This window comes from Novipirellula caenicola, assembly GCF_039545035.1.
Taxonomy (GTDB): Bacteria; Planctomycetota; Planctomycetia; order Pirellulales; family Pirellulaceae; genus Novipirellula; species Novipirellula caenicola.
In genome coordinates this window covers 74,173-100,377 of sequence record NZ_BAABRO010000015.1, presented here as the reverse complement: position 1 = coordinate 100,377, position 26,205 = coordinate 74,173, and the positions used below count along the sequence as shown (strand labels likewise).

Genomic DNA, 26,205 nt, shown 5'->3' with positions numbered 1-26,205 from the left:
GCAGCGGCGCAGAGGTGCCACGTGCTTTATTCGAGCGACGCGAGTTGAGATGGGTGTGAGATGTCATTGCAGGCACGACGTGGCATCCGAATCACCACACATGCCCCCGATGTGCAGGGCTCAACCTCAATCGTGCCTCCATGGGCTTCGACGATGCGTTGGCAAATCGACATCCCCAGCCCCGTCCCGGTTCGCTTAGTTGTGTAGAACGGCTCGAACAACTTTTGCTGTTGTTCCACGTTAAAACCGGGGCCGTTGTCGGTAATTTTGACTTCGACCTCGTCGTCTTCGCTTCCCAACTCGATCTGGATTCGCACAGGATCCGTGCATGCGGCGAGCGAGTTTTCGAACAAGTTTCGAAACACCTGCTCCATACGGACCGTATCGATCTCGATCTCTAAATCTTCGGAATCACACGACACGATCAACTCGGCATCTCGTCCTTTGCGAGTGGCGGCGATATCCGCCCAGGCACGATTCCAAACATGGCCTAGCGAGGTGGTGTGATAATGCACGTGAATGGGTGCTGCGTAGGAACGCACCTCTTCGAGCAAGCATTGCAAATCGTTGGTCGCGCGTTGAATGGCATGCAGGTCGTCTTCGGCGTTTTTGTTTCCAGCCACTTCCAACGAAAGCACGTCGGATGCTGCTTTGATTCGCTGCAGTGCATTGCGACTTTCGTGGCTCAGCGCCGTCATCGTCTGGCCGATCGCGGCAAGTCGCTCCGACTGCAGCGCCCGTGATTGGGCTTCGACCAGATCACTGACGTCCACGCCGACCGCCAAGATGGCCTCTACCTGCCCCTCGGAATCTTTTAGGGTCGTATTGGACCATCGAATGCGGTGATTCCGCCCATCTTTGTCCATGACATCGTTCACCACGCCACGGGTAAACTCGTGATGCGACGTGGCAATGAAGACCTCTTTCACGCGATCCCGGTCGTGTTCAGGGATACAGTGCTCAAACCAATCCCGCCCCTTCAACTCGTCCTGCGTCCAACCGGTCAACTGGTGAAAGAAGGGGTTAAAGCGAATGACCTGACCGTCGAGATCCAGCACCAACACGATCGCTTCGACGGTCTTGAGCACCTCGTTGGTGAAATAATGCTCTTCGGCCAATTCTGCTTGCAACAGCTTCTTTTCCGCAATCCGCTTGACGATCGAGCGGATGTCATCGGGGATAATCGGTTTGATGACATAATCGGTCACGCCCAACCGCAGCGCCGCAATCGTGCTATGCATGTCGCCGAAACCCGTGACCACGATGATGTCGGCGTCGGCCGAGTTTTCTTTCACCTCAGGCAGAAACTCTTCGATCATTCCCTCGGGCAGCCGCCGGTCGGTGATCACCAACCCAATCTTGGCCGTCTTGGCGATTTCCCTGGATTCACTAAACGAAGCCGCTACCACCACCTCGTGCCCGTCGAGCTCAAGGATGTCACGCAGATTGGCCCGCGTATCGGGATTGTCCTCGATGATGAGGATTCGAAACGGATGGTCCATCAAACGACGATCAAACATAAACGAATGGGAGGCCGACACGCTGTCATTGCCCATGGCACAATCATACCGAATCGCTGAGACGACGGTCCAGCCATTCCCCCCACGCCAAGGGATTGGCAACCAAAATTCTCAATTTTTTGGGAGCCGGGATGATTTCGCCCCTCTTTGTTGCAGCTTTCGCCGTCGGTGCGGCCTCCGGTTGAACGTTCTGCAATCGGCTTGACGCGAATAAGTCGATGACTGCCGCGGTATTTGGGAAAAGAACTTTGTCCTGACATCGCAAATCGGCATCACGGTTGCTGGTGAATACGCTCGTCCATTCACGAGGCGAGCGCAAATGATGACGAAAACCATATCCCAGCTGCTGGCCGACGCACCGCTGGTTCGTCGGCTCTTACAGACATCACCTGTCGCTGCTGCGGTGATCGACTGCGACGGCACGGTCCTTTTTGCGAATGAAAAACTCACGCAATTACTGGGGTACCCCAACCATGCATTGGTGGGAAAGTCTGCAAAAATGCTCTTCGACGATGCGACCGATTGTCTGTCCCAGGCACAGTCGGCGCGCTGTGTGGCACAATCCGATCACGAAACTCAGCACCATGAGCAAGCGATCATGGTCAAACGCAAGAATAAGCAGAAACTAGCTGTGAAATTAACACTACAACCCATCACCGGTTCGGACGACACCCCTTTTCTCTCGCATTTTGTTCAAGCCAACGAAACGGCTCAGGCGGACGAACCAATTCAGGCAGAGAGGGCATCGGTATCTCCTGACTTGCTTCAATCCGAACGACTCGCGGCGATCGCTCAAATGGCGAGCGGATTGGCTCACGAGAGCCGGAATGCGTTGCAACGCGCGATGGCGTGCTTGGACCTGCTCGAACTCGACCTGAAAAACGATCCCGAACAAATGCACCTGTCCCAAGGGATCCGAAACTCACTTTCGGATCTGATGGGAAACTATGAAGAGGTCCGCCGCTACGCCGAACCGATCACGCTGAAACCGCAACGGGTTGGCTTGTTGCATCTGTGCCAAGTCGCATTTGATGAAATCGCGGTCCAACACGAATACTTTCCCCATCAACTTCGTTTCTCGCGTACGAGTGAAACGTCCGATCTCATCGACGTCGATCGCGAAAAGATGAAACTCGTTTGTCATCACGTGATCGAAAACGCACTCGATGCGTGCCACGATGTCGCGGAAATCGATGTCCACTGTGAACCGATTCAATGGCACGACCACGACGCAGTCCAATTGACGATCCGCGATCACGGCCATGGATTCGACCCGCAATCATTGCCGCTGGTATTTGAACCCTTTTTCACGACGAAACAGCATGGCACCGGACTAGGATTGGCGATTTGTCGACGTGTTGTCCAGGCGCATCGAGGCAAAATTGTCGCCACCAATCATGACGAAGGGGGAGCGGTGATCCAAATCACGATCCCAGCCGACATCCAGCCCGCCTCGTCACTCCACTGAATTCCCACTTTCTGGCTCGCAAAAAATCTCGCCAAAAGCACAAAAGCGCGACATATCGCACGCCCTTTTGCGTGACAGTTCGCACACAATGGGAGTTTGAACGCGGTTTTCTTCGTAAAACCGCAATTGGAACAATGTTCGCTTAGAGCTGGTGGACGGACGTAAGTTTTCCGCTCGTTTGGACCGCTCTCATTTGGGTTTGTCATGATGTCGCAACCACCGATCAAGTTGCTATTGGTTGATGATGAAGATGATTATCGCCACAGCTGTATGAAGTACATGGAGCGAAAGGGGCACATCGTTCAGGGTGCCGCCAGTGGGGCGCAGGCGATGATGCTGCTGGAGCGGGACACGTTTGATGTCGCGGTGTTGGACATCGACATGCCCGGCATGAACGGGCTGGAATTGATGCAGCGAATCTGCGAAGCGAAGCTGAATCTGGAAGTCGTCTTTCTGACAGGGCACGGCAGCATCGAAACGGCGGTTTCGGCAATGAAGCTTGGCGCCTGCGACTACCTGACCAAGCCCTGCTCGCTTGGCGATCTGGAGCACCGTTGTCTGCTAGCCCGCGATCGCAACCATCTTCGCAAAGAAAATATCCAGCTCAAAGAGCTGGTATCCCGCTCGACCCCCAAACAAACGTTGGTTGGCGAGTCGGCGGTGATGCGAGATGTGATGCGAATGATCGAGAAGGTCGCACCGACGGGCAAGCCGGTGTTGATCGAAGGCGAGAGCGGCACCGGCAAGGAGGTTGTGGCGCGTTCCATTCAAGAGCGCAGCTTGCTCGCGGACAAGCCGTTTGTCACGATCAACTGCGCGGCGTTGCCTGAGAATCTTGTCGAAAGCGAACTGTTCGGCCATCAAAAAGGCTCGTTTACCGGCGCATCAAGTGAAAAACTGGGCCTCTTTGAGATCGCCGATGGAGGCACGTTATTCATTGACGAAATCGGCGAACTGCCACTGTCGCTGCAACCCAAACTGCTACGGGTTCTCGAAGACGGTTCGCTGCGACGCATTGGATCGCATCGCGAGCGAAAGGTCAAAGTGCGAATCATTGCAGCGACGAATCGAGATCTAACACAGGCCGTCAAAGAGGGGACCTTTCGCGAGGATCTATTCTATCGCATCAACGTCTTCTCACTGATGCTGCCGCCGCTTCGCCAACGCGAGGGTGACGTCGGACTTCTTGTCGACCACTTGTTGCCGCAGGGGTGGTCGATCGAACCGGACGCGCGTGATGTCTTGATGCGTTATCCATGGCCGGGCAACGTGCGTCAGCTGATCAACGTGATCGAACGAGCCACGATCCTGGCGGATCATCATGAAATCACGCTCGACGATCTGCCCACCGAGATCGCACACCCGACGGGGCTGCACGACGTCGTCTGCGACGATCAACGTGGCGAGACAGACGGAACCGGCCACGCTCGTTTTGTCGTCGGCTCGCCTGATGTGAAAGTCGACGATCTGGTGAAAACGCATGTGCTGGAGGTGCTTTCCAAAGAGAAGGGGAACAAAGCACGTACCGCAAGAAAATTGGGGATCCACCGCCGAAAATTGTATCGATTGCTCGAACGTTACACCCAACCCTCGTGCGCCGACGAAACCCAAACGTCCGAAAGCGAATCCATTTTGAATTAAAGTCCAGCGACGCGGCTCGCGAACACCAGAATCGAGAGAAGGGCGACAGCGATCACGGCGGCCCAAAAGATTTTTTCGTGCGGAGTGTCTTTCCATTTGGTTCGGCGCATCGGTCTGTCTCCAGTGGATTGAACAACCGTCATTGTAAGTCCAACATCAAAATGCACGTTCTGTGCCAATGTATCCCGCATCCAGCGGTGCGTTCGGGGACAGGAGAAGATGCGACGGACGTTGGGGTAGCGCCGGCGGGCTAGATTGAGTTCTTGATCAAACAAAAGGAAAGTCAGATGCGAGTCTTAGCGGCAGTGGATCGATCCGCTTATTCAAGCTACGCGTTGGATTGCTTGAAGCGAATGCCCTGTCATGACGAAGTGGATCTGTTGCTTGTGACCGTCTCACCTCGGGTGCCTGAATACGATCTCAGCGGCACCATGTTTGCCATGGATGCGGCCAGCGTGATGCAGCGTGAAATCGAGGCCATTCAGGAATCGCTCAATGCAATGGCCGCGTTCGCACGCAATGAGTTTCGGTCCATTGAAACGCTGTCGCCAATCGGTCCCCCCGGACATGAAATCGTGCGATTGGCTCGAGAGAAACGAGTCGATTTGGTGTTGATGGGGGCGACCGGGCATTCCGCACTCGCCCGCGTGTTGTTGGGCAGTGTGTCGGATTACGTCGCGACCCACGCCGACTGTTCGACTTTGGTTGTACGTCCGCAGGGAAATCAGCTCCCCGATCCCAACATCGCCTCGCCAGCACCGTCGCGTATTTTGATTGCGATTAGCAATGCGGAATGCGACGTTGATTTAGCGGCATGGATTGCCCAGTTGGATTTGTCCCCGTCGACCGAAATCCATTTGGTTTATGTGCAACAGATCTTACATTTCTATGATCAGGAATTGTTTCATCAGGCATCGAAGTATCGTCAAGACCTGCGACCGATTGCCGTCGAAACGATTGAAACGATCAAGGAAGACCTGCAATCCAAAGGCTTTACGACTCATACAAAAACGATCGAGTCGAATCACATCGGGCATGGCATCGTGGAATATGCCGAACAGCAAAAATGTGATTTGATCATTACCGGCGACCAGCGTGAAACGTTAATCCAGCGACTGCTATTGGGCAGCAATTCACGCCATGTGCTGAGACATGCTCATTGCAGCGTGTTGATTTCACGGACGAGCGTCACCGCCGGCGTTGGCGACCAAGCGGACAAAGTCGCTAGCGGATAACATTCCCCGCAATTTGTTGTCTTTGGTTACGGCCAAGTGGTCGAAACCATCGTCGACCATCTGTTTGGCAGCATCATACATGGTGGTTTCTGGTTGTACCGACGCAACATTTTCGCTCATCACCTCGGTGACTTTGTCGGTGCCAAATCGTCGCTGGATCAATTCCACGGCCCACAAGCAGTCTTCGAAATGTGGGTAATCGCTGTCAAGCAATTGATCGGTCGAAAGGACCACGCCAGCGAGGTCGCTACGCGTGACGATCCCAACCACGTTGCCCGCGGCGTCGACCACGGGAATCGAAGAAAAGTTTCCGGTTTTCATTAACTCTAAAACATCGCGGACCGTCGAATCACGTTGGACGGACGAGATCGATTTGGACATCCAATCTCCTACCGCTTCGTCGCAACTTGCTAATTTGGTCATCGCACGCTCCTTTAGTCGAAAGGGCACTTTGGTCTAACGGCCTTGGTGTAAGACGGCCTGTCGAAAAGGCCTGTCTAAAAAGGCCTTGGCTGAACGTGAATTCAACCGAGTCTGTTTGATTGCACGGGCCTGGTTTCATTGCACGGGCCTGGTTTCATTGCACGGGCCTGGTTTCATTGCACGGGCCTGGTTTGATTGCACGGGCCCCCGGCGAGGTGAAATCCACGATCAAAGTCCCACCGCTAGCGTCATCATGTCACTAGGCAAAGTCCGTACCATTGCCGAAAAAGCCACTCGCGAATGAGTGTGTCATGACGCGGATTGAAAGATCCCGCGAGGCTCTTGGTCGCTGCAACGATGAACGCCCATTGATTGACACCTGGTGAGTAACATGTCCGGCATTGACGCCGCACGACGATCGACACGACCCAACCATGAGTTCTCGTGCACAACAACCAAGCATGACGATCTGGCACGACGTTGTGACGAAATGCACACTCACCGCACCGAGTATGCAGTCCAGAATCCCACGGGATCGATTGAATGAGTCGATCTGCCGGGCCGGCTTGTCGGCGTGTAATACCTCTATTGTACCGTGTGGTGATCGCGAGCGTTTGCATTTTGCGTTTGCTTGGCGTAAGCGATCTGACTTGGCATTTGCTTTGCGTTAACCCGACGTGTTGCGTTCCAATTCGCAGATCGCCTATTCGCGGGGGTCTTTTTTCGATGAGCCAGAAAAACCTCGACACGATCGGACTCGATAGCGAAGGCTCTCCGTTTTTGATTCAGCCGTTGGCGGATTTAGCGTCGCTAGAGACTTACCCTGCTCAGCGGTTACTGTTTCGTGAAGGCGAAGTCCACGCCAAGATCTACTGGATCAAAGAAGGCCGAGTGCGGTTAGAGATGTCGTCGGCGCGAGCCGGAGCCAAGGCGATGTTAACGGCCGGCCCCGGCGATTTGTTGGGGTGGTCCGCCGTGCTGGGCGATCAACGCATGACCGCCACCGCGGTTGCCACGCTCGAAACGACCTTGATTGCATTTGATGCGGCTGCGCTTTCACAGCTTTGTGAACAAAACCACGACATTGGTTACAAGGTGATGTACACGATCGCCAAATCACTTTCGAAGCGATTGGTGGCGACTCGCTTGCAACTACTCGATTTGTTCTACCAACCGCAGGGTACGATGGAATGAACCAGCCCGCCGAACGCGAAATGTGGTGGTTGCCGCGAACGCAGTTACAACAACTGATCGATGCAATGCATCGCCGGGGATACCGGGTGGTCGGTCCGGTGGTGCGAAGCGGCGCGATCATCTACGACACGCTTGACCACGTGGACCAGTTGCCGACGGGATGGACCGACACGCAGTCGCCCGCCACCTACCAAATTCAAAACACACATCACCAGCGGCAATTCGAATTCAATTCGAGCCCCGATTCGTGGAAAAAGTATCTATTCCCCGCGTGGCAAGAACTCAGCGGTGCGAAGCTGACCAATGACGGATGGCAGTTTTCGAGCAAGATCGACCCTCCTGAAAAGCTTGCGTTGTTCGGCGTCCGCGGCTGTGATCTCGCCGCAATCAAAATCCAAGACCGGGTATTTTTGAATGACGATTTTGTCGACCCCGTTTATTCGCGACGGCGAGAATCTGCCCTGATCGTCGCGGTTCAATGCTCTACCGCCGCAGCCACCTGCTTTTGCACGTCGATGAACACTGGTCCCCACTGTGAAGCGGGGTTCGACATTGCATTGACCGAAACGGACGAAGGTTTTTGTGTCGAGTCTCAGAGCGACGAAGGGCAAACCATCATTGCCGAACTCGAATTGAGTCTTGCAGATGGGGACCAAAGGCAAGCGGCCGCAAACGAGTTAGAAAAAGCAAAACAGGCGATCCGCAAGCAGATGGATACGCGGAATATTCACGACGATTTGCTTGACAATCTTGAACATCCGCACTGGGACGAGGTTGCCGCCCGTTGCTTGTCGTGCACCAATTGCACAATGGTTTGCCCCACCTGTTTTTGCTCGACCGTCAACGAGGTCAGCGATTTGGACCAGCACGACGTCACCCGCGTTCGCCAATGGGACTCGTGCTTCAACCTTGACTTTAGTTACACCGCCGGCGGCACCGTTCGCAACGATATCCGCAGTCGATATCGCCAATGGCTGACGCACAAGTTAGCGACATGGCAGGACCAATTCGACACGATCGGCTGCACGGGTTGTGGGCGGTGCATCACATGGTGTCCGGTCGGCATCGATTTGACCGAAGAAGTGGATGCGATTCGCAAGCCGTCAACTCAGAACGCACCAACGAAGCAGACTACGGCTGTCGAAAACAAGTCGTAAATGCAAACGAACGCGTCCCCATGTTGTGCATGATGAGTTCGCTCGCCGCGGGTCCTCCGTTACCGCCGGTGTTGTGATCCCTTCGCGCTTTGGCAATCGTGTTTCCAACATTGATGAGGGTTATTCACCGAATGCGTTGGGACGAACGACACTGAGCCGTGCCGAAAGCGCAGCGACGTAATGAACACGTGCTTCCTCGTCCGCAAACTCGATCGGACGATTGAGTTGAAGATCATTGATCGAATTGAATTGATGTTGCTTCATAAACTCAACCAGACCGTCGATGAGTTTTCCGATCACGTCGGGCCCGGAGCGATACAACTCGCTGGTCACCATCGCCACATCGGCTCCCGCCAACAGCACCTTGATCACATCTTCGCTGCTGGCAATTCCTCCGCTGGCGGCAATCGACATCGCAGGACAATTTGAATGGATTCGCATGATTGGATCGATCAATTGGATTGCCGATCCCGGCGACGTCAGACTCCACATCGATTTCAATTTCAAATTCTCGAGACAGATATCGGTGTCGGGTCCCCTACCGTACACCACAAAACCGCTGGCGCCCGAACAGACACGTCGGGCCAGATGAGGCAAACTAACGCCGATACGCTCGATTTTGACAAACAGCGGGATGGCGATGGCTTGATCAATTTCTTCGATAGCCGCCACAATCGACTCTTCGATTTGCCCTGATCCGGAGTATTCATTGACGGGCGGATGATGCACATTCAATTCGATGGCCGCCGCATCGGCTTCTTGTAACTCGCCCGCGTAATCGAGCCAGCCGTTTGCCGCGTATCCATTCATACTGGCGATCACCGGAATGTCCAATTGCGAAGTCGCTCGTTTGACTAACGCTAGGTAGCCGTCGGCATCGGTACAGGTCGATCGAATTTTCAGACGCTCACTTCGCGCGAGCAGCTTTCTTTCACGGTAGGTGATGGGACGTCCCACTTTCTTTGTCCAATCAATCACCTGTTCCTCAAAAATTGAGGGCAAGACAATTGCACCGGCCCCGGCGGCTTGCAACCTTGCTCGCATGTGATCATCGGTCGATAGCGGACATGCTCCGACGACAATGGGTGAACGCAGCGTTAGACCGCCGTAGTGGGTCGCTAGATCAATACTCATCGAAGCACTCAAAAGTGGAACAACGGAAGTGAAAACAAGGGGAAACCGTCTGACGCCATCCGCCCCACCAGAAAGGAGGTCGTGCGGGAGCAGGGCAAGGCGTCAAACACGAGCGGCAATCTGGACGGGGGAAAGGAATCCCGCGGGCTTGATGGCAAGCATCGAGCAGCTAAGTTCTGAGAAAATGGTATCGGCGGTATTTCCCACCAACGCGCCGGACACACCGGTGCGACAGACGGTGCCCATCACCATCAAATCGGCTTCGATCGTATCGGCAACACTGCGAATGACTTCCGATGGATCGCCTTGATGCAAGTGAATTTGAATCCGATGGTCGTCGTACCTTCCGTGGGGGATCAATTCGTCGAGCGAACGACGCACCTTCATTTGCTGCAGCGTCACCATTTGGTCCACCGTTTCGTCGCCCATCCGTTTTCGCAGCGGACCTTCCATCCACAATCCCCAAGCGGCGACAAGATGCAGTTGAGCCTGTTCGGATTGTGCGATTGACAACGCGAGTTCGAGAATGTCTTGATTGAGTTTCTGGTGGTCCGGCTCATCCGCGTCCAAATCGATCGCGGCGAGGACCCGGTCAAATTGGCCGTGAATTTCAGGTTTAAGCAACCAAACCGGGCACGGACACATCCGCAGTAGCGACCGTGCCACGCTTCCGAACATCCCCCCAAGAGCCGAAGCACCATCGGCATTTTTGATCACCAAATCAATCTCAGCCATGATCACTTGGCGGATGATTTCGGTCGCGGGATCGCCGGTACCGACCACCAATTCGATTGGAACAGCAGTATCCGCATACTCCGCCATTCGTGCCAACAACGCTTGTTCGTGGTCATGGACCATGATTCGCTGCAGTTCATCCGCCTCGGTCTCGTGATCCACCATCGCGATCCCTTTGGGAACGGGTTTGATCACGTCCATGATCGTCAACGACGCTTCATTTTGGATCGCCAAACTCACCGCTCTGGAGAGGGCCGCTTCGTTAACGTCCGTTCCGATGTAGCATAAAATTCGTTTGAAACGTTTCATGAAGCCCCGGCTCCGATCGATTGCGATTCACGATAATGATGTCACGGCGATAATGTCACGGCGATGCCGGCTGCCATTCCGCCGACACTTCTTCCTCGGTCTGCGTCAGTGGTTTTCGAGCAATCCAGACACTGCAGTTGGCGTGACGCAACACATAGCGAGAGGTGCTGCCCAGCAAAAAACGGCTCATCCCACTGCGTGGCTTTTCGCCAACGACCAACATGTCGATGGCATTGCGTTCGGCAAACGTCACAATCCCTTCGCCCACATGCTCGTTTTCGACCAAGTGAGTTTTTGTTTCCGAGGATACCGCGAGCAATTGATCATGCGCGTGACTTAAATTCTCGCGATATTGCCGAACGATTTGTGAATCCTCGGGCAAGACTCCGAAAAAGTCATGCAGGTACGAAGCGATCGACAACACATGGAATACCGTATCGCTACGCCAAGCAATTTCGGTCATTTCACGCAGTGCCGTTTTCGCCGGAGCGTCGATACCAAAAGCCAAGCAGACTCGAAACCCATTCTGGTATTCGTGTCGCCCCGCGGCTCGCACCACCAAAACGCTGCAATGAGCATGCGTCGCCACGTGGTCACTGACGCTGCCCAACAACATACGACTGATCTGCGAGCGGCCTTTGGCGCCGACGACAATCAAATCCGCCGCAATGGCTTTGGCGGTCTCGACAATCGTTTCATCCGGAGATCCTGATTCGATGCGATGAGAAACCGAGACGCTTTGGTCATCGAACATCGCCGCAATTTTGCCGTAGTGGTCCACGGCATCTTGGCGGTCTTGAGCACACGCCTTTTCGTACGCGTCCAAAAGCGGATCGTCGTCATGCACCATCGGATGCTGAACCACACTTAGAATCGTCAAATCCCAGTGATTGCGATGTGGTAGTGTGGATACCCAACGGGCAGCTTCGTCGGAAATGTCCGAACCATCTACAGCGAGCAGGACCTTACGCATCGGCGGTCTCCTTGGCGGCTTGGCTCCATTTTAGCAAGCAACTCTGGTGCCAATGCCCTACTCGCCCGCCAGAGACGGCTGCGCAGGGCGTCTAAGCCTCGGTCGTTTCCCCCGAAGCGTGCTGATGGTCGCAATCGAGCGAGACATATCGCACGCTATCAAGCGTTTGGCACGGGTGCCGCGTCGCCTGCCGCAGTGACATCGCTCGCAGTGAAATCGCTTGCAGTGACATCGGCCGCAGCGCCGCGGGTGTGACCCACGGGTTCAAGCGAGGGTTCATTTTGGACGAACCGATTCGCTGAAATTGCCTTTGCGAGACTTGCAACGCTGCAGGGAAACGTGTGAACCGCGCGATGGGCCGACGGGCGAACCGCTTGGCCGCTGCGTACCAACATCACCCCACGCCGAGGCTCGCGTGCAGCGGGATGTTTGGCGAATTGGCGCCGCGTGACATCCATCGCGTTGATCACCATCGCTGCGTTTTCTTGCGAATCGGTCTCCGCGGGCGTGAACCCAACCGCTGGTAACATCCACTGAAGGATATCCCAATCACGTTCTCCCACACAGTGATAGAGACAGGGTGTTTGATCCGATGATGATTCGCACAGACCACCGGAATCGCCAAACTCGGCCATCATCTCGAGCAGTGCTTCGCGGGTTCGTTTGACGAGCTCCGAGACGGGGCGGCAACCATGTTGACGCAGAACACTTACTGGCGGAATCTCAACCAGATCCCATGGTTCCCAATGACCGACGGCAAGCCATCCAATCAAAACGGCGACTTTGACCAACTCGGCGTCTTCACGATCCGCAGGATCGAGGTCCTCGAGTTGCCGATACGATTTATCGATGTATTGGAGCGGCCCGATGATGTCTTTGGGAATTTGACACTTGTTCAACAAGCGGGCGAGCATCTCGGACTGAGTCGCTGACAATGCCCGCTGTTCCAGCACCGTCAAAGCCTCACCCGAGTCGTTGGCGTGTTGGATCATCGTCGCCATATCATCGGGAAACGCCTTGGCGAGCACAAGTCGCCCGAGCGAGTGCATCGCAGCACTGAGCAAGATCCCTGCGTTTGAACTGGAGTTTTTTCGCAGCGAAATCAGAATCTTTGCTGCGGCGCGGGCCGCTAGGCTGCGTTGCCACGCCAGCGGGACATTCATCGAGGTCACCGCCATCTCACGTATCGATGAACTCGCGTTCAACGCTAACGCCAACTCACCGACATGGCGTCGTCCTATTCGCACGACCACCTCTTCCAATCGCAGATTGGATCCCGACCGATTATAAAAACTGCTATTCCCCAAACGAGTCAGCTCCGCGCTCAAACCGGGCTCGCGGCGAATCGCAGCACTGATGTCATGGACTTCGGAATTGGGATTACAGGCCAGTCGGCATGCTTCGATCACACCGTCGGAAAATGGCAGCGATTCGCCGCCCAGCGTATTGACCGAACGTGCGGTCAGCGGCTTGACGGTCTTCGCTTGTCGCCGAGACATGCGATTCCGCTCACCTTCGTCTGCCGCGCCGGCCAAACCTGCGAGGGTCCCGCTGGACGCTTCATCCGTTGCGACCATCATGTCGGTCGTCCCGCTGCGATTTCGTCGCTCGACCAGAGCCACCATTTTGGCAGCGAAGGCAGCGTAGTGGGTCGGTTTGTAGACGATGTCATCCACCCCGCGATTCATCAAATCTTTGACAATCCGCGGCTCGACCACCGATGTGTGAATGGCAATGGTCGGACGCTTTTCGAGTTTCAACAATTCAACGGCGAGTGCGTGTCCATTTTTGTGCGGCATCGCCAAGTCCGTGACAACCAATTGGTAGTCGCCGGATGTGATCTTTTGCATCGCCTCGTGCCCATCGCTTGCCTGATCACACTGAAAACCTTCATGCTGAAGAGCAAACATCAACATTTTTCGAGCGATCGCTTCGTCATCAACGACAATGGCCAACCGCTTCGGCTTTTGCTCACTCACCACACTGTCCTTGTCACAATCAATTTGTTAGCGAAACTAGTCAAAAAATGGGGATCAAACCGGTTCGTGTTTCAGCCACCGCTGGGTGCGTTTTTTCATGATCGGGACGTAGCTGAGGCATTCGTCCACGACGTTCTTCAGATCGCCCACCAATTGATGCATCACCTCGATTTCGCCCGCCTTGCCCGCCGATTCGATGCGGGCAGAGATGAACTGGACCTCCTGCGCCGCAACAATGCCAGCGATCCCCTTTAGCGAGTGAGCCACCTTGGAAGCAGCCAACACATCCCCCTGGTCGGTCAATCGGATGATCTGATTCATTCGATCGCGTCCGTCTTCGGCAAACGAATCAAGCAGCGACGTAGCAAAGCTGACATCGCCCATACAGCGATCATAGAGTGAATCAAAATCGATCGGCGGAAGATCCGATTGGTTCTCGTCGGCCGACGGCGACGCTTCAGCAGCGGCGTTCACGAACGAGACCGACTCTCCCTCTAGCAAAGCTCGAATCATGGCCACAAGCTGGCTGGGATCGAACGGCTTGGACAAATACTCATCCATCCCCGCGTCCAAGCACAGCTCACGATCTCCTTTGATCGCGTTGGCCGTCAGCGCGACAATCGTTCGATGCCCCGCCAGCCGGCCATCGGATTCCTGTTTTCGTATTTGGCGTGTGGCCTCATAGCCATCGACCTCGGGCATTTGGCAATCCATCAGAATCAAATCATAGTTTGATTTCCCAACCGCCTCGACTGCTTCGCGTCCATTGTTGGCGATATCGCACTGCCATCCTTCTCGCAGCAAAATTTCTGCGGCATAAAGTTGGTTTGTGGGGTTGTCTTCGGCCACCAAGATCCGCACATCGCTTTGCAGTTGGACCTGTTCCAATGTCTCCGCTAACGTCTCTGGCACTACGTCTTGTCGCTTTCTGCAGCAGGAATCGACAATCGTATCCAACAGCAGCGATTGACCGATCGGCTTGGTCAGAAACCGATCGAACACGAGATTGGACGGAGGAAAATCGGCGTCCATCGGAGCCATCAAGAACAGCAGCAGATCATCAAAGGCAAAATCCTCGCGCAATCGGCGTCCCAATTCGATCCCATCCTGGCCCGGCAACGTCTTGTTGATCAAGGCGATGTCAAAGGGTGATCCTTTTGCACGAGCTTGTTTTAACCGCTGCACGGCGTCCTCGGCGTTTCGAACGCACTGAACCTTGATTTTCCAACCTTGCAGCATACTGTGAAGCGTTCGCCGGCATTCGTCGTTGTCTTCGACCACCAGCACTTTCAAATCATGAACTTGTTCGTTGCTGACCCGTTCGGCTGCAATCCGCTCGCGGGATTTAACAACGTGCAACCGTTTGAACGTCAACGTAAACCAAAAACGCGACCCCACTCCTTCCTCGCTCTGGACCCCGATACTTCCGCCCATCAGATCGACAAGCCCTTTGCTGATCGATAGTCCCAGCCCCGTGCCGCCATATTGGCGACTGGTTGAGCTGTCCATTTGTGAGAACGCTTGGAACAACCGGTTGATTCGATCTTGCGGGATCCCGATGCCGGTATCGGTAATCGAAAACCGGATCGTCGCCTCGCTCTCGGTCAACCGTTGCGGTTCGGCCAGTAGCGTGACTTCGCCTCGATCGGTGAATTTGATCGCGTTTCCGATCAGATTAAACAACACTTGGCGTAGTCGGTGGCTGTCACCAACCAAGGTCAACGTCGCAGGGTGGTCTAGATGGTAAAGCAACTCGATCTGTTTGCCCTCCAAACGAACGGGCATCGACGTCATCACATCATCGAGCAACTCCAGCAAATCGAAACGATGCTGGTCCAGTTCGAGATGACCTGCTTCGATTTTCGAAAAGTCGAGAATGTCATTGATCAGCGTCATCAATGCCTTGCCACTTGTTTGACAAGCGTTAACAAATCGTTGTTGCCGCGCATCGAGTCCCGTTTCCGCCAGCAATTCCGTCATTCCAATCACTCCGTTGAGCGGCGTGCGTAGCTCGTGACTCATCGCAGCAAGAAATTCACTCTTGGCCAAATTCGCTTTTTCGGCCACACGTTTTGCGGACTGCAATTTTGCTTTGGTTTCTTTCTGCGACGTTGCATCCAATACAAAGCAGAGTGTCAGATCGTCTTCGTCATCAAGATGGGTGGCGCCGATCACAATGGGCACCCGCGATCCATCGAGACGAATAAGTTCTTTTTCGTAGGGTTTGACCGCGCCCGAGGCTAACAATTCCGTCATCGCCTGTTCGTCACGAGCGTAATATTCGTCGGGGGTCATTGCTCGCCAATTGACGAGTTGGTTGTCGAGTTCCCCGCGAGTATATCCAACGATGCGAAGCATTTCGTCGTTGGCTTGAACCACCTCGCCACTTAAACGAACGATGGCAATACCGACAATGTCGGATTGCAAGAACCGCTGAAAGCGTTTTTGCTGTTGTCGCATCGCGATTTCGGCGTTCTTACGCTCGGTAATGTTGACTTGCGTGCCGATGAACTGCGTCAATTCACCTTGTTCATCAAAAACCGGATCGATCTTCAAATCAATCCAATACTCATCACCTGATTTGCTGTAGTTGAGGATCTCGACCGCAATGCTCTCGCCACGTTGCACGGCTTCGTTGATCGCGTTTATCGTTTCTGGATCCGTATCGGGGCCCTGCAACAAACGAGTTGGGTAGCCCCCAATCGCCTCATCCAACGTGTAACCGGTCAACTGCGTGAACGCATCGTTTGTCCATTCGATCCGCCCCTGTGCGTCACAAATCACAACCGAATGTTTGGTCTTGCTTGCCACAAGCGAGAGTTTGCGAATTTGCGACGTGTATTCACGAAGTTTTGCTTCGGCGTCTTTGCGTTGTTGGATATCTTCGATGACGGCGATAAAGTGCTTAGGGTTGCCGATCACGTCACGCACCAGCGAAACTGTCAGCTTTCCCCAAACCAAGCTTCCGTCTTTTCGAATATAGCGTTTCTCCATCGAATAGGACTCGATGCGTCCATCGAGCAAAAACTGCACGTTATCCATATCCGCATTTAGATCATCCGGGTGCGTCAGATCTTGGAACGTCGACTGCAGCAATTCCTCTTCGCTGTAGCCCAGGATGTCACGAAGCCCTTTGTTGACTCGCAACCATTTACCGATCGGAGAGACGTGGGCGATGCCCATCGCGACCTGCTCGAACGTGCTCTGAAAATTGTTCTGACTCTCCCACACCGCGTCCTCCTGAAGCTGTTGCTGTGTGAAGTCCAGACAGACACCGAGAAATCGTTCGGGCTTCGCGTTGGTGCCATAGATGACGTTGCCCTTGGCTCGAACGTAGTGAAGGGTTCCGTCTTGGTGCACCACTCGGTACTGGGTGTCATAACGACATCCGCTGCGCAGACTATTGTTGACGAGCTGCGTGACCCGGTCACGATCGTCCGGGTGAACCGCCGCTGCAAACAGATCGAAGTCGATTTCAACATCGGCATCGATCCCTAGGATCTCGCGAGTGGTACTGTCCCAAATGAAGGTGTCGGTATTGAGATCCCATTCCCAAACGCCGACATGGCCAGCTTCCAAGGCCAAGTTGAGCCGCTCTTTGCCCTCTTGCAACTGCTTCGAAAGCAGCGCTGCCGAGGGAATCTTCAGTGCCGCCGGCGTGACGCGAATCAGCATGACGACCGTTGCCCAAGAAATGATTGCGGAACACGCCTTCATCACCCCGGACAACCGATACACCGGCCACCAAAACAAGCCTGCCTCGATCAGATGCGTGATTCCACACGACAGGATGAACGCGGCGAACAACCAAATCACCCGCGGAAATGGCAAGTCGCGGCGATGCAGCACGAACCCCATCAACACGAGAGGGATGGCGAAGTAGGCGGCAAAAATCGCAATGTCTGAAATGATGTGCAACCAACCCACATCCAACGACCATGTGCCGCAGTACCAACGTGCTGGAAAATCGCGGGTGTCAACCAATTTCGAGAAAAACGTCGCCAACCCTTCGGCGTGGAATTCACGCTCGCTGCCTGCAGCGATAGCGACCGTCGAACAATCACCACCGCTGCAGCAACTCGCGAGTGAACCAGAGGTATCCGTACGCAAGGTGGTGTCCGCGGCATCCGCTTGCGTGACAAGCAAAAACAGAACGCAGATCGCTCCGATCACGACGTTCTTATTCGACTTGCAGCAATCTCGATTTGATTTGACGACACCAAACCTCCAACACGAACTCACAGCTTGCCCCCCGCGAGAATTCTTAGGATTTTTTTTAAGGACGCTCCTCCGTGCCGCTCGGCTCGAAGACGCTAAAAAACCTTAGGTTGCGGTTTGCGAGGACTAGTCAAACTGGCGGGTTTCCGCACAAAAACAAAGTAAAAACCAGGGTATTTAGTGCCACCCCCATTCGGTTTTACGCAGAGGATTGCGGTTGAGGATATACCTTAGCCAACCCGACGGTGCTCAGGATGTCTTGGGGGTTCTGGGGCAACCTGTGCTTGCATGGTCGAGTCGGCCAGTCTGGTTGGGGGCAAACTCGCGGACAAATTGCACTCCCCCCGACAAAGATGCTTGTGTCCCCCTTTGATCTGTTTTCTTTACAAAAAATTCATCATCCTCGCCTTTGACACCTAGCCAGAAAGTATGATTTTTTCGATCACGTACCCCACCGGCATTTTTTCGAAAGCTTCGCGACCGTTATCGACGACAAGACGGGAACGAACGCCCCCCAACATCGAGAAAGTGGACATCTCGGCCTGCTGCCCCGCCGTCAAGCTTGTCTTGCACGACAACACCCCTTACTGTGGTTGCCCCTTTATTTGCCGCGTGGTTCAATAATGAAATCACTTCCCTAGGCGGAGGACTTCAAGCCACTGCAGCCATGTCGTTGTTCCGACGAACGCGAGTACAGGTTGGTTTTACGGTGTCAGATGTAGTGAAATTTCGCGTGAATTTTTAACAACATGTTTATTGCCAGGAGTTTTATTGCGTGACCTCCGAATCATCCGCCTCTGACTCAGATCATGATTTCAACTTCGCCTTTTCGATCGCCAAAAAAGCCCTGCAATTCATCGGCCGATTCAAGACACCTCCCACTCCGAATATTTACGAGGTGTGGTACCGATACGCCGAAGGACGAAGCCCCGAGATTTCGGATCATTTGAGCGGCGCCATCGACGAGGCCCAGACGGTTTCCGCAGCGCAGCTCGAAGCATTGCATCAGCGGTTTTGCCAACCGACCGATGCGAAGCTCAGCACGCAAATCAGCAGCAAACTAGAAGAGGAACTTCAAGAACTAGTCAACGCCATCGAGCGTCAGATGCATGCCGGAGAACAACTCGGCGATTCCATCGATCATGCTAATCGCGATTTGACGGCAGCGAATGTTACGCCCGAGAAAATCAAAGCCTGTGTCGCGAAAATCATCGCCAGCAATGCCACGATGCAGTCTCAATTGGATTCGATGCAGGTTCAATTGAAACAGTCGCAAGGGCAAATCAGTCAGTTGCAAGAGGAGCTCATCGCGTCTCGGCGGTCGACGATGACCGACGCGTTAACCGGCGTGGGCAATCGTCGGTGTTTTGACGCGTTGATGGAAACCGCGATCCGCAACCGCCGTACGGATACCGCGGGAGACGCCGTGTTGATGCTGGTCGACCTCGACGGATTTAAATACGTCAATGACCATCTTGGGCATACCGTCGGCGACACGCTTTTGAAGTTCATTGCGGCAAAAATCCAATCAGCGATTGGGGATGCCACGGTAACACGCTACGGTGGCGACGAGTTTGGTGTGTTCCTGCGTGTCGCCTCGGCAGACGAAGCGTTGCAATTCGCGGAAACGATACGCAATTCGCTGGCAAACCACCGTTTCAAACATCAAGCCAGCGGACAATCGTTGCCTCAGGTCACGGCCTCGATCGGCGTCGCCATCCTGCGAAGTGATGACACACAGAAGAGCTGGTTTGACCGCGCCGACAAACTGCTTTACTGCGCCAAAGAAAATGGCCGCAATTGCATTCGCGCCGAGCGTCAACTGCACCGTGTTCCGTTGGCAAAGCACGATGCGTAATGTCCGAGGTGGAAATCGTTCGAGCATTGCCACTGCACGATGAAAACCACCACGGCCATGCAAACCGATCGTGACAAGGGGCAAAGAGCAAGAGGCAAGGGGCAACGAAGCGTCAGCTTACCGGCACGGTTTCGTCGACGTTGTCCTCCGTATCCGGAATCAACACTTCGGCCTCTGCTTCCATTTCTTGGACCGGCCGCTTTTTTCGAAAGCGGCATGCAACGATGGTCAAGTTGTCGCTGCCGCCCGCGTCGTTGGCCTCCTGAATCGCTTGATTGCATGCCTCTTCTAAAGGACGGTCACTCAATATCAGTTCGGCAATCCGTTTGCGGCAGAGATGTTTGGTCAAGCCATCGGTGCACAACACTAGCGCATCGCCAAGCTGCAAATGATAGGACGCTGCATCGGGATGCGGCTGGTCTTTTCCGCCCAGCACATTCCACAACAAATTCGTCAACGGCCCTTCGCGATCCGGTTCGGATTCGTCGGTTTCATGGTGTCCCAAGACCGCCTCGGCCATCGTGTGGTCTCGCGTTAATTGTTTGATCGTGCCATCACGCAGCAAATAGCACCGGCTATCGCCAACGTGGACGACAAACATCCGCGGCCAAGCGATGTAAGCCATCGTCAGCGTCGACCCCATCCCTTCTCGCTGTGGCGCCGAGGCGATGTCACGCTCGATCAACTGTTGGCAATTTAACAACCCCGCCTTCAAGTGTTTTTGAAAATCCTCGTCCTCGTGGATGTCGTCGTGCAACAGATACCAGCTGAGCGTATTGAGCACGTAATCGACAATCCCGTCCAGTGCCAATTGACTCGCTCGCTCGCCCGATTCGTGTCCTCCCATGCCATCGGCAACCAATAACAATCGCCCCTGCGTTTCGCCAAACAAACGGGTGCGATGGTCAAGCGCCAAGCTAGTCGAATGGACTCGCATCGATTTGCAGAGGTCGGCGATCATGAAGTGATCTTCGTTGGTTTTGCGGTGGCGACCGATATCACTCGTGCCAAAGATTTCCATTTGTCCATGCATGAAGCGGCTCCATTTCGCCAGCGAGGTCAGGGCGATGAAAAACGGGTAGCAGTAAAAAAAATTCGCGAGATCTATCTAGCGGCCAGTAGCGTTGCAAGCGGCCAGATTCGCAAACGGGCAAGTTGGCAAACGGGCAAGTTGGCAAACGGGACGCAAAATCCGTGCCAGCTTGTCGCTGCGTCGGCATGACAATTGCAACCACTGGCAATGGCCCCGCGCGGCAACGGCCCTGTAAGGCAATGACGTGCGAGGCAACCGGCTCTGGATTCGCTGAAAACGCAAATCGCCGGAGCGGGAAAGTCAATAAGTTCGATATACAGGAGAGGGCGTAATGCGTGTTGTGATTGTGGTAGCCGTGTTGGTGTTGATCATGGTTTTGGTGGGCTGGTTACGGCTAAGCTCCCCTGAGGGTAACCCGACGATCCAGGTCGACACCGAGCGAGTAAAAGAGGACACGTCCACGCTTGTTGAGAAGTCGAAACAAGTGGTCGACCAAGCGGCCGAGAAAGTCGACGCAAGCATTGAGCGTGAACCGGCCGAGCTTGAACCCGTTCAAGAATAATAAGCAGTGGCTCACACCATTTTGCGTACGTCCGACGCGAAGGTGGGAAAGGCAAACAAGGTCGACTTGACGTCATTCGCGGTCAACCCAAACTTCATCGCCATGGCAAACAGATTGATCGTTTCTTCGGCGGCGGGCCCAAGCAAATGAGCGCCGAGAATCAAGTTGGTCTGTTTATCAATCAGGACTTTGTAGCCCGCACACCGCTGGCCTGTTTTACGCACCGAGCCCCATGTCGACGTGTCTTCGTGATGCACATCAACGTCATGGGACTTTCGTGCCTCGGCCTCGGACATTCCCACGGCCGCGATCGAAGGAACCGTGAACGCAACTCGCGGGATCACGCCGTAATCGGGCTGCTGCATTGATTGCGAGGCAAACAGATTCTTCACCACGACGCGTGCCTCTTCATTGGCCGTGGGCGTCAAGCGTGGTTTACCGGTGTCCGCACAATCGCCGGCGGCGAAGACTCGCGGGTTCGTAACACTTCTCAGAAACGCATCTACCTTGATTCCCTGTTCGCCAAATTCGACTTCTCCCGCCTGCAAATCAAGGTCATCCACGTTTGGAACGCGGCCGGCACCGTGAATCACCAAATCGGCTTCGATTGATTCCATTTGGTCGGCTTTTTTGTAGTTCACAACCAACGATTGATCGCTGCGCTGCTGCACGGCGGTCACTTCGGATCGAGTTTGAATTTCGATCTGGTGCTCTGCGCAATAATCACTCAGCTGCGTAACAAGGTCCTTATCAAAGGAGCTCAAGATTTGATCACCGTGCTGCAATACCGTAACGTGGGCACCATAGCGGGCGACAACGCAAGCAAACTCCATCGAGATGTATCCGCCTCCGATGAACACGACGCGTTTGGGGATTTCAGAGAGTTCGAGAAAATCGCCGCTATGCAGCACCAATGACTCGCCTGGGATACCGAGAGGGCGTGGCCGCGCACCGGTGCCTACAAAGAACCGTTCCGATGTCAGCGCTTGCGATCCAACACGAACCGTGTCGGCAGCCGCAAACGAAGCCGTTCCTGAAAAGGTTTCAATTCCCTTTTTTCGGTACGAAGCTTCACTTTTCTCAATCACCGGATCGGTGAATGTTTTCTTGAATTGCAGCAGTTGCTGCCAATCAATCCGGAGCTGCTCGTAATCGACAAGCTTCCCGCGGCCGCCGACGACACGATCGATCAAATCGGCCGCGTTGACGTAGACCTTTTTGGGGTTACAGCCCCGTAGGGCACACGTGCCACCGAATTCTCGCTCTTCAATCACGGCCACTCGCTTTCCTTCGGCACGCGTTTTCTTAGCAACGGTCGAAGCGGAAGGGCCGGTGCCGATGACGATCAAGTCGAAGTGGGCGGAGCTCATGGCAACTGAATATCCAATGCATGATTGATACGATTGGTGAAGTTCGCTAGCGCCACGGTCGCAGCGAGCGTGACCAATTGCTTCTCATCCAAGAACTCTTTCAATTTTGCAACGGTGGCCGGATCGACCTGAGCCGTCTTGGTCAATTGCTCGGCATACATCAGCACCGCCTTTTCTTGCTCATCAAACGCATCGCTAGTGTCATAGTTGTCGATGTCCTTGATCTGAGCATCCGATGCCCCCGCCTTCTTCGCCGCTTGCTTATGATAATGCGAACAGTACTCGCATCCATTGACTTGCGATGCTTTGAAATAGGCGAGTTCGCGTAGTTTGCCAGGCAGATCGTTTTGGATGCCATCGTTGATTTGCGTCACTCCGCCGAGCACGTCTGGTTGATAGGCCAGCGTGTTGAAAATATTCAGTGATTGACCGAACTTTTTCTCGATCGCGTTCAAGATGGGTTGGGAATCCTCGGGCGCGTTGGAGGAATCAAGCGGTTTGACATGTGGCATGGTTGGTCCCCAGGAATTAGCAATTTGGACAAAGGAGCCGAGGGAACGAGCCCCCGTTTTCATCGCTAGCGAAGGGGCAATTGATGTGCCAAGTTTTAACGCGGATCACGTTCCACGCTTGATCGGATAAACCTCGGACAACTGCTCGCTTAGGCACCACGGTGAACCGCAAACGGCCAACCCGAGGACGCCGTGCTGCGCAAACACTACCGCAGACGAAGGTCAATTGGAGCCCCATCAGGCAAAACCACCTAGGCAAGCGTGATTGCCAAACTAGCGGTTATTGGATTAACAGCTGACTGTTTCCAGACGTCGACGCCAACTCATGTCGACGCCGAGGCGGACGCCGCTCGGTGAGCTTCCAAACATTGCAGCCACTGCTGCATGCCGGCGCCCGACTTGGCAGACAATTCCAGAATCTCCATCTCGGGTCGAACCGCATGAATATTCCTGTGGGCAGCTTCGGCATCAAACTCGACCACTTCGGCCAAATCCATTTTGGTGATCACCGCCATGTCGGCGGTGTTAAAGATGGTCGGATATTTCAGCGGTTTGTCTTCGCCTTCGGTTGTAGAGAACAACACCAAACGCAGATCTTCTCCCAAGTCATACGTCGCAGGACAAACGAGGTTTCCAACGTTCTCAACGAACAAGTAATCAAGTTCGTTGAGTTGCCAGCCCGCCAGCGTCTTTTCCAGCATTTCGGCTTCCAAATGGCAAACGGTACCGGTGGTAATTTGCCGCACGGGCACTTCGGCACGCTTGAGTCTTGCAGCGTCGTTTTCGGTCGCAAGGTCACCGACTAACGCCGCCACGCGGTGCCCACGTTGCCGCATCATGGTTAGGGTCTGTTCGAGCAACATGGTTTTCCCCGAACCTGGACTCGATACCAAACTGACAACATACACGCCATTCTGGTGAAAACATTGTCGCAGACGGCGAGCCACGACGTCGTTTTGCTTCAGTATTTTGGTGCGAACTTGAACCAGCCTTGTTGCGACACCGGCCGTCGATCGATGCAGGGCTGGATCGGTCATTGCACTGTCTCCAGAGGTTCCAATTCCACCGCGACCACCTCCAATTCACGGCCCTGGGTGATTTCGGGCGAGAGCGTTCGACAAACACTGCAACACAAACACTGAATCGAATCTGCCAATTGCTCGCAATCACACTTTGGACAGCGCACTTTCACCGGCAACGCTTCGATTTTCAGTTCCGCGTGGGCCAGCAGCGTCTCTTCTCTCGCGATCTCGAACGCCGACAACAACGCCTCGATCACCACTCCGGACATGCAGCCGATTTTTAGGTGCACCGCCATCACGCAGGCGTCGTCGTGTTTCCGCGACTCTTCCTCCGCGATGTCGATGATACGGATGGCGATCGATAATTCGTGCATGGATCCTGCCTTTCACCCGTGCCGTTTTGCGTGTGCCCCTGTCACGCAGCGGCTTAACTGGGATCCAAAGGCTCCACTTCCTCGAGATGGTAAAAGAAGCGGTGCCCAGGCTGACGTTTCACGCCAGAATCACGTCCCGGTTTATCCTCCATCACGACGGCAAGATGCACTTTGTTTTCATTGTCTTGCTCAATATCATCAATGATGGCAATTTTTCCGGCCATGATCAGGCCTTTGGAGTCGTCTTCTTTTTTTGGCCACACACGAACGCGGTCGCCCACACGCAGGTCGCGTCCACAAAAGCTAACACACTTAGGATGGGGCCGGCCTTCGAGTCGGTTCCAATCTTCTTCTTTCATCACATCTTCCTTTTGATAAACGGGTGAGATAATGATCCAATGGGTCGCTAATCTATTTTAGAACAACGGCCATCTCTGTCGGCGGCGAATTCGATTCACTTTGGACGATCCTCGTAAATTTCACCTTCGCATTGACGCCATTGATTCGGGTTACTTCGAGATCGATCTTGCTCGTGGAGCACTGCTGCAGATTTTCAATTTCTTGTGATCGTTCCTCGTCCTGATTCTTTGCGGCGAGGTTTCGTCACCCTTGGCTTCCGCCAAAATCTCGCTGGGGCTTGGTGAGTCGATTTGTGGGTAGTCGCGCAGCACGATCGGAGCTGCTAGCATCCAGTCGCGATCCGGCAGATCCCCAACCAAAACAGGCCACAATCCCTGGTTCTGACACGTTGCCGCCGAAGTTGCCCATTTCGATGGCGGGTTGATCGCCGAGACAAACTCGCCGTGTTCGACACCAAGAATCAGATGTGCCGAGACGAAAATACAATCCAATCGATCTTCGCGTTGGCGAATGGGATGCCCCGACCACTGGGTGGTGTTTTGTAGCGTGACAGTCAATTTGAAAACATGCTCCGCGACCGCTTCGCACGTCATTTCGATATCGCCCGTGATGCTCGATTGGCTGCGATGCAGAACCGCAACGCACTTCCCGTGACTTTCAAGCGACTGAACATCCATGCCCAAACTAAACGAAAATGCATCGTGCCTGGCATAACCGACCATTTCCTGCAGCGACTGTGTCGATAGACGGATCTCGCGTTTGATCGCCTCATGAGCAGTCTGATAAAGCGTTTCACCAACTCGAATGGAAGCGACTGGCGTGACTTGCTGCGGCCAATCCCGAGGAAGGGTGTCCGCAGGAGCATCAAGTTCAAAGAGGTCACGATTCAGCAGATGCAAAAATCGCGCAGCAATGCTAACCCTCGGTGCCTCGCCGACCACCAAACACTGCGTCCGCATCCAATCGGGTTTCCCCGCCGAGTTGCCCGCCGGATGAAGTGTGCCAATACGGCACGGCGTGGTGTGCTTGATCGCCGAGCCCTGACAAGGATACAGCATGTAACCCTTGTACAATTTGGCGTCCGCAATCTCCGTCACTTGCTCATAATTCATTTCGTGCCCCCCTGGG

21 protein-coding genes are annotated in these 26,205 nt (G+C 54.3%); 7 read left to right on the top strand and 14 right to left on the bottom strand.

The genetic code is table 11. The annotated features are described in order from the left end of the window. Positions 1-26 precede the first annotated feature (26 nt). Complete coding sequence (locus ABEA92_RS23705; protein ID WP_345686899.1) at positions 27-1,556, bottom strand: ATP-binding protein; 1,530 nt, start codon at positions 1,554-1,556, stop codon at positions 27-29. Positions 1,557-1,839: 283 nt separating this feature from the next. On the opposite strand from ABEA92_RS23705, the gene ABEA92_RS23700 reads away from it, so the two are divergent. The 3 genes from ABEA92_RS23700 (at position 1,840) to ABEA92_RS23690 (ending at position 5,864) form a co-directional block, all read left to right on the top strand. Next, positions 1,840-2,988 (top strand): sensor histidine kinase, encoded by a 1,149-nt coding sequence (locus ABEA92_RS23700; RefSeq protein ID WP_345686897.1) that lies wholly within the window; start codon positions 1,840-1,842, stop codon positions 2,986-2,988. Between the two features lie 207 nt (positions 2,989-3,195). Further along, positions 3,196-4,629 carry a sigma-54-dependent transcriptional regulator gene (locus ABEA92_RS23695; RefSeq protein WP_345687000.1) on the top strand — a complete coding sequence of 478 codons (1,434 nt, stop codon included), beginning with the start codon at positions 3,196-3,198 and terminating at the stop codon, positions 4,627-4,629. A 287-nt stretch (positions 4,630-4,916) separates the two neighbouring features. Beyond that, a complete protein-coding gene (locus tag ABEA92_RS23690) occupies positions 4,917-5,864 on the top strand; it encodes a universal stress protein (RefSeq protein WP_345686895.1) in 948 nt (315 codons plus the stop codon). On the opposite strand, the gene ABEA92_RS23685 is transcribed toward ABEA92_RS23690, so the two are convergent. Continuing rightward, a complete protein-coding gene (locus tag ABEA92_RS23685; protein ID WP_345686893.1) occupies positions 5,805-6,287 on the bottom strand; it encodes a CBS domain-containing protein in 483 nt (160 codons plus the stop codon). The genes ABEA92_RS23690 and ABEA92_RS23685 overlap by 60 nt on opposite strands. Positions 6,288-7,013: 726 nt before the next feature. Here ABEA92_RS23685 and ABEA92_RS23680 point away from each other — a divergent pair. Together ABEA92_RS23680 and ABEA92_RS23675 are read left to right on the top strand one after the other, a co-directional pair. Continuing rightward, complete coding sequence (locus ABEA92_RS23680; RefSeq protein WP_345686891.1) at positions 7,014-7,481, top strand: Crp/Fnr family transcriptional regulator; 468 nt, start codon at positions 7,014-7,016, stop codon at positions 7,479-7,481. Beyond that, positions 7,478-8,638 (top strand): 4Fe-4S dicluster domain-containing protein, encoded by a 1,161-nt coding sequence (locus ABEA92_RS23675; protein WP_345686889.1) that lies wholly within the window; start codon positions 7,478-7,480, stop codon positions 8,636-8,638. Before ABEA92_RS23680 ends, ABEA92_RS23675 begins: the two co-directional genes overlap by 4 nt. 120 nt (positions 8,639-8,758) lie before the next feature. On the opposite strand, the gene ABEA92_RS23670 is transcribed toward ABEA92_RS23675, so the two are convergent. The 5 genes from ABEA92_RS23670 to ABEA92_RS23650 all read right to left on the bottom strand — a co-directional run bounded on the left by ABEA92_RS23670 (position 8,759) and on the right by ABEA92_RS23650 (position 17,941). Continuing rightward, positions 8,759-9,772: a beta/alpha barrel domain-containing protein gene (locus ABEA92_RS23670; RefSeq protein ID WP_345686887.1), complete on the bottom strand. Its 1,014-nt coding sequence runs from the start codon at positions 9,770-9,772 to the stop codon at positions 8,759-8,761. 102 nt (positions 9,773-9,874) lie between these two features. Further along, positions 9,875-10,816, bottom strand: a complete 942-nt coding sequence (locus ABEA92_RS23665; protein WP_345686885.1) for a universal stress protein — start codon at positions 10,814-10,816, stop codon at positions 9,875-9,877. Positions 10,817-10,871: 55 nt separating this feature from the next. Then, positions 10,872-11,789: a universal stress protein gene (locus ABEA92_RS23660; protein ID WP_345686883.1), complete on the bottom strand. Its 918-nt coding sequence runs from the start codon at positions 11,787-11,789 to the stop codon at positions 10,872-10,874. Between the two features lie 158 nt (positions 11,790-11,947). Further along, entirely contained in the window at positions 11,948-13,768 is a 1,821-nt protein-coding gene (locus ABEA92_RS23655; protein ID WP_345686881.1) for an HDOD domain-containing protein, read from the bottom strand. Positions 13,769-13,822: 54 nt separating this feature from the next. Then, complete coding sequence (locus ABEA92_RS23650; RefSeq protein ID WP_345686879.1) at positions 13,823-17,941, bottom strand: PAS domain S-box protein; 4,119 nt, start codon at positions 17,939-17,941, stop codon at positions 13,823-13,825. An 820-nt stretch (positions 17,942-18,761) separates the two neighbouring features. Between ABEA92_RS23650 and ABEA92_RS23645 the strand changes: the two genes are divergently transcribed. Further along, entirely contained in the window at positions 18,762-19,844 is a 1,083-nt protein-coding gene (locus tag ABEA92_RS23645; RefSeq protein ID WP_345686877.1) for a GGDEF domain-containing protein, read from the top strand. Positions 19,845-19,956: 112 nt separating this feature from the next. Here the strand turns inward: ABEA92_RS23645 and ABEA92_RS23640 are convergent, their stop codons facing one another. Beyond that, complete coding sequence (locus tag ABEA92_RS23640; protein ID WP_345686875.1) at positions 19,957-20,877, bottom strand: PP2C family protein-serine/threonine phosphatase; 921 nt, start codon at positions 20,875-20,877, stop codon at positions 19,957-19,959. 331 nt (positions 20,878-21,208) lie between these two features. Between ABEA92_RS23640 and ABEA92_RS23635 the strand changes: the two genes are divergently transcribed. Continuing rightward, positions 21,209-21,439 (top strand): hypothetical protein, encoded by a 231-nt coding sequence (locus ABEA92_RS23635; RefSeq protein ID WP_345686873.1) that lies wholly within the window; start codon positions 21,209-21,211, stop codon positions 21,437-21,439. Between the two features lie 11 nt (positions 21,440-21,450). On the opposite strand, the gene ABEA92_RS23630 is transcribed toward ABEA92_RS23635, so the two are convergent. The 6 genes from ABEA92_RS23630 to ABEA92_RS23605 all read right to left on the bottom strand — a co-directional run bounded on the left by ABEA92_RS23630 (position 21,451) and on the right by ABEA92_RS23605 (position 26,189). Next, entirely contained in the window at positions 21,451-22,809 is a 1,359-nt protein-coding gene (locus tag ABEA92_RS23630; protein ID WP_345686871.1) for a dihydrolipoyl dehydrogenase family protein, read from the bottom strand. Further along, positions 22,806-23,321, bottom strand: coding sequence for a carboxymuconolactone decarboxylase family protein (locus ABEA92_RS23625; protein WP_345686869.1), 516 nt, complete (start codon positions 23,319-23,321; stop codon positions 22,806-22,808). The genes ABEA92_RS23630 and ABEA92_RS23625 overlap by 4 nt, the downstream gene beginning before the upstream one ends. Before the next feature lie 323 nt (positions 23,322-23,644). Beyond that, positions 23,645-24,358 carry a hydrogenase nickel incorporation protein HypB gene (hypB, locus tag ABEA92_RS23620; RefSeq protein WP_345686867.1) on the bottom strand — a complete coding sequence of 238 codons (714 nt, stop codon included), beginning with the start codon at positions 24,356-24,358 and terminating at the stop codon, positions 23,645-23,647. Continuing rightward, the gene (locus ABEA92_RS23615) at positions 24,355-24,717 is read right to left on the bottom strand and encodes a hydrogenase maturation nickel metallochaperone HypA/HybF (RefSeq protein ID WP_345686865.1); all 363 of its coding nucleotides are present in this window, start codon (positions 24,715-24,717) and stop codon (positions 24,355-24,357) included. Before ABEA92_RS23615 ends, hypB begins: the two co-directional genes overlap by 4 nt. Positions 24,718-24,770: 53 nt before the next feature. Further along, positions 24,771-25,076, bottom strand: coding sequence for a hypothetical protein (locus ABEA92_RS23610; protein WP_345686863.1), 306 nt, complete (start codon positions 25,074-25,076; stop codon positions 24,771-24,773). 150 nt (positions 25,077-25,226) lie between these two features. Beyond that, the gene (locus ABEA92_RS23605) at positions 25,227-26,189 is read right to left on the bottom strand and encodes a hypothetical protein (RefSeq protein WP_345686861.1); all 963 of its coding nucleotides are present in this window, start codon (positions 26,187-26,189) and stop codon (positions 25,227-25,229) included. Positions 26,190-26,205: the final 16 nt, after the last annotated feature.

Excerpts from the sequence above, each read along its gene's own strand:
- ABEA92_RS23705 (WP_345686899.1), bottom strand. The coding sequence starts at position 1,556 with ATGGGCAATGACAGCGTGTCGGCCTCCCATTCGTTTATGTTTGATCGT.
- ABEA92_RS23700 (WP_345686897.1), top strand. The coding sequence starts at position 1,840 with ATGATGACGAAAACCATATCCCAGCTGCTGGCCGACGCACCGCTGGTT.
- ABEA92_RS23695 (WP_345687000.1), top strand. The coding sequence starts at position 3,196 with ATGTCGCAACCACCGATCAAGTTGCTATTGGTTGATGATGAAGATGAT.
- ABEA92_RS23690 (WP_345686895.1), top strand. The coding sequence starts at position 4,917 with ATGCGAGTCTTAGCGGCAGTGGATCGATCCGCTTATTCAAGCTACGCG.
- ABEA92_RS23685 (WP_345686893.1), bottom strand. The coding sequence starts at position 6,287 with ATGACCAAATTAGCAAGTTGCGACGAAGCGGTAGGAGATTGGATGTCC.
- ABEA92_RS23680 (WP_345686891.1), top strand. The coding sequence starts at position 7,014 with ATGAGCCAGAAAAACCTCGACACGATCGGACTCGATAGCGAAGGCTCT.
- ABEA92_RS23675 (WP_345686889.1), top strand. The coding sequence starts at position 7,478 with ATGAACCAGCCCGCCGAACGCGAAATGTGGTGGTTGCCGCGAACGCAG.
- ABEA92_RS23670 (WP_345686887.1), bottom strand. The coding sequence starts at position 9,772 with ATGAGTATTGATCTAGCGACCCACTACGGCGGTCTAACGCTGCGTTCA.
- ABEA92_RS23665 (WP_345686885.1), bottom strand. The coding sequence starts at position 10,816 with ATGAAACGTTTCAAACGAATTTTATGCTACATCGGAACGGACGTTAAC.
- ABEA92_RS23660 (WP_345686883.1), bottom strand. The coding sequence starts at position 11,789 with ATGCGTAAGGTCCTGCTCGCTGTAGATGGTTCGGACATTTCCGACGAA.
- ABEA92_RS23640 (WP_345686875.1), bottom strand. The coding sequence starts at position 20,877 with ATGCATGGACAAATGGAAATCTTTGGCACGAGTGATATCGGTCGCCAC.
- ABEA92_RS23635 (WP_345686873.1), top strand. The coding sequence starts at position 21,209 with ATGCGTGTTGTGATTGTGGTAGCCGTGTTGGTGTTGATCATGGTTTTG.
- ABEA92_RS23630 (WP_345686871.1), bottom strand. The coding sequence starts at position 22,809 with ATGAGCTCCGCCCACTTCGACTTGATCGTCATCGGCACCGGCCCTTCC.
- ABEA92_RS23625 (WP_345686869.1), bottom strand. The coding sequence starts at position 23,321 with ATGCCACATGTCAAACCGCTTGATTCCTCCAACGCGCCCGAGGATTCC.
- hypB (WP_345686867.1), bottom strand. The coding sequence starts at position 24,358 with ATGACCGATCCAGCCCTGCATCGATCGACGGCCGGTGTCGCAACAAGG.
- ABEA92_RS23615 (WP_345686865.1), bottom strand. The coding sequence starts at position 24,717 with ATGCACGAATTATCGATCGCCATCCGTATCATCGACATCGCGGAGGAA.
- ABEA92_RS23610 (WP_345686863.1), bottom strand. The coding sequence starts at position 25,076 with ATGAAAGAAGAAGATTGGAACCGACTCGAAGGCCGGCCCCATCCTAAG.
- ABEA92_RS23605 (WP_345686861.1), bottom strand. The coding sequence starts at position 26,189 with ATGAATTATGAGCAAGTGACGGAGATTGCGGACGCCAAATTGTACAAG.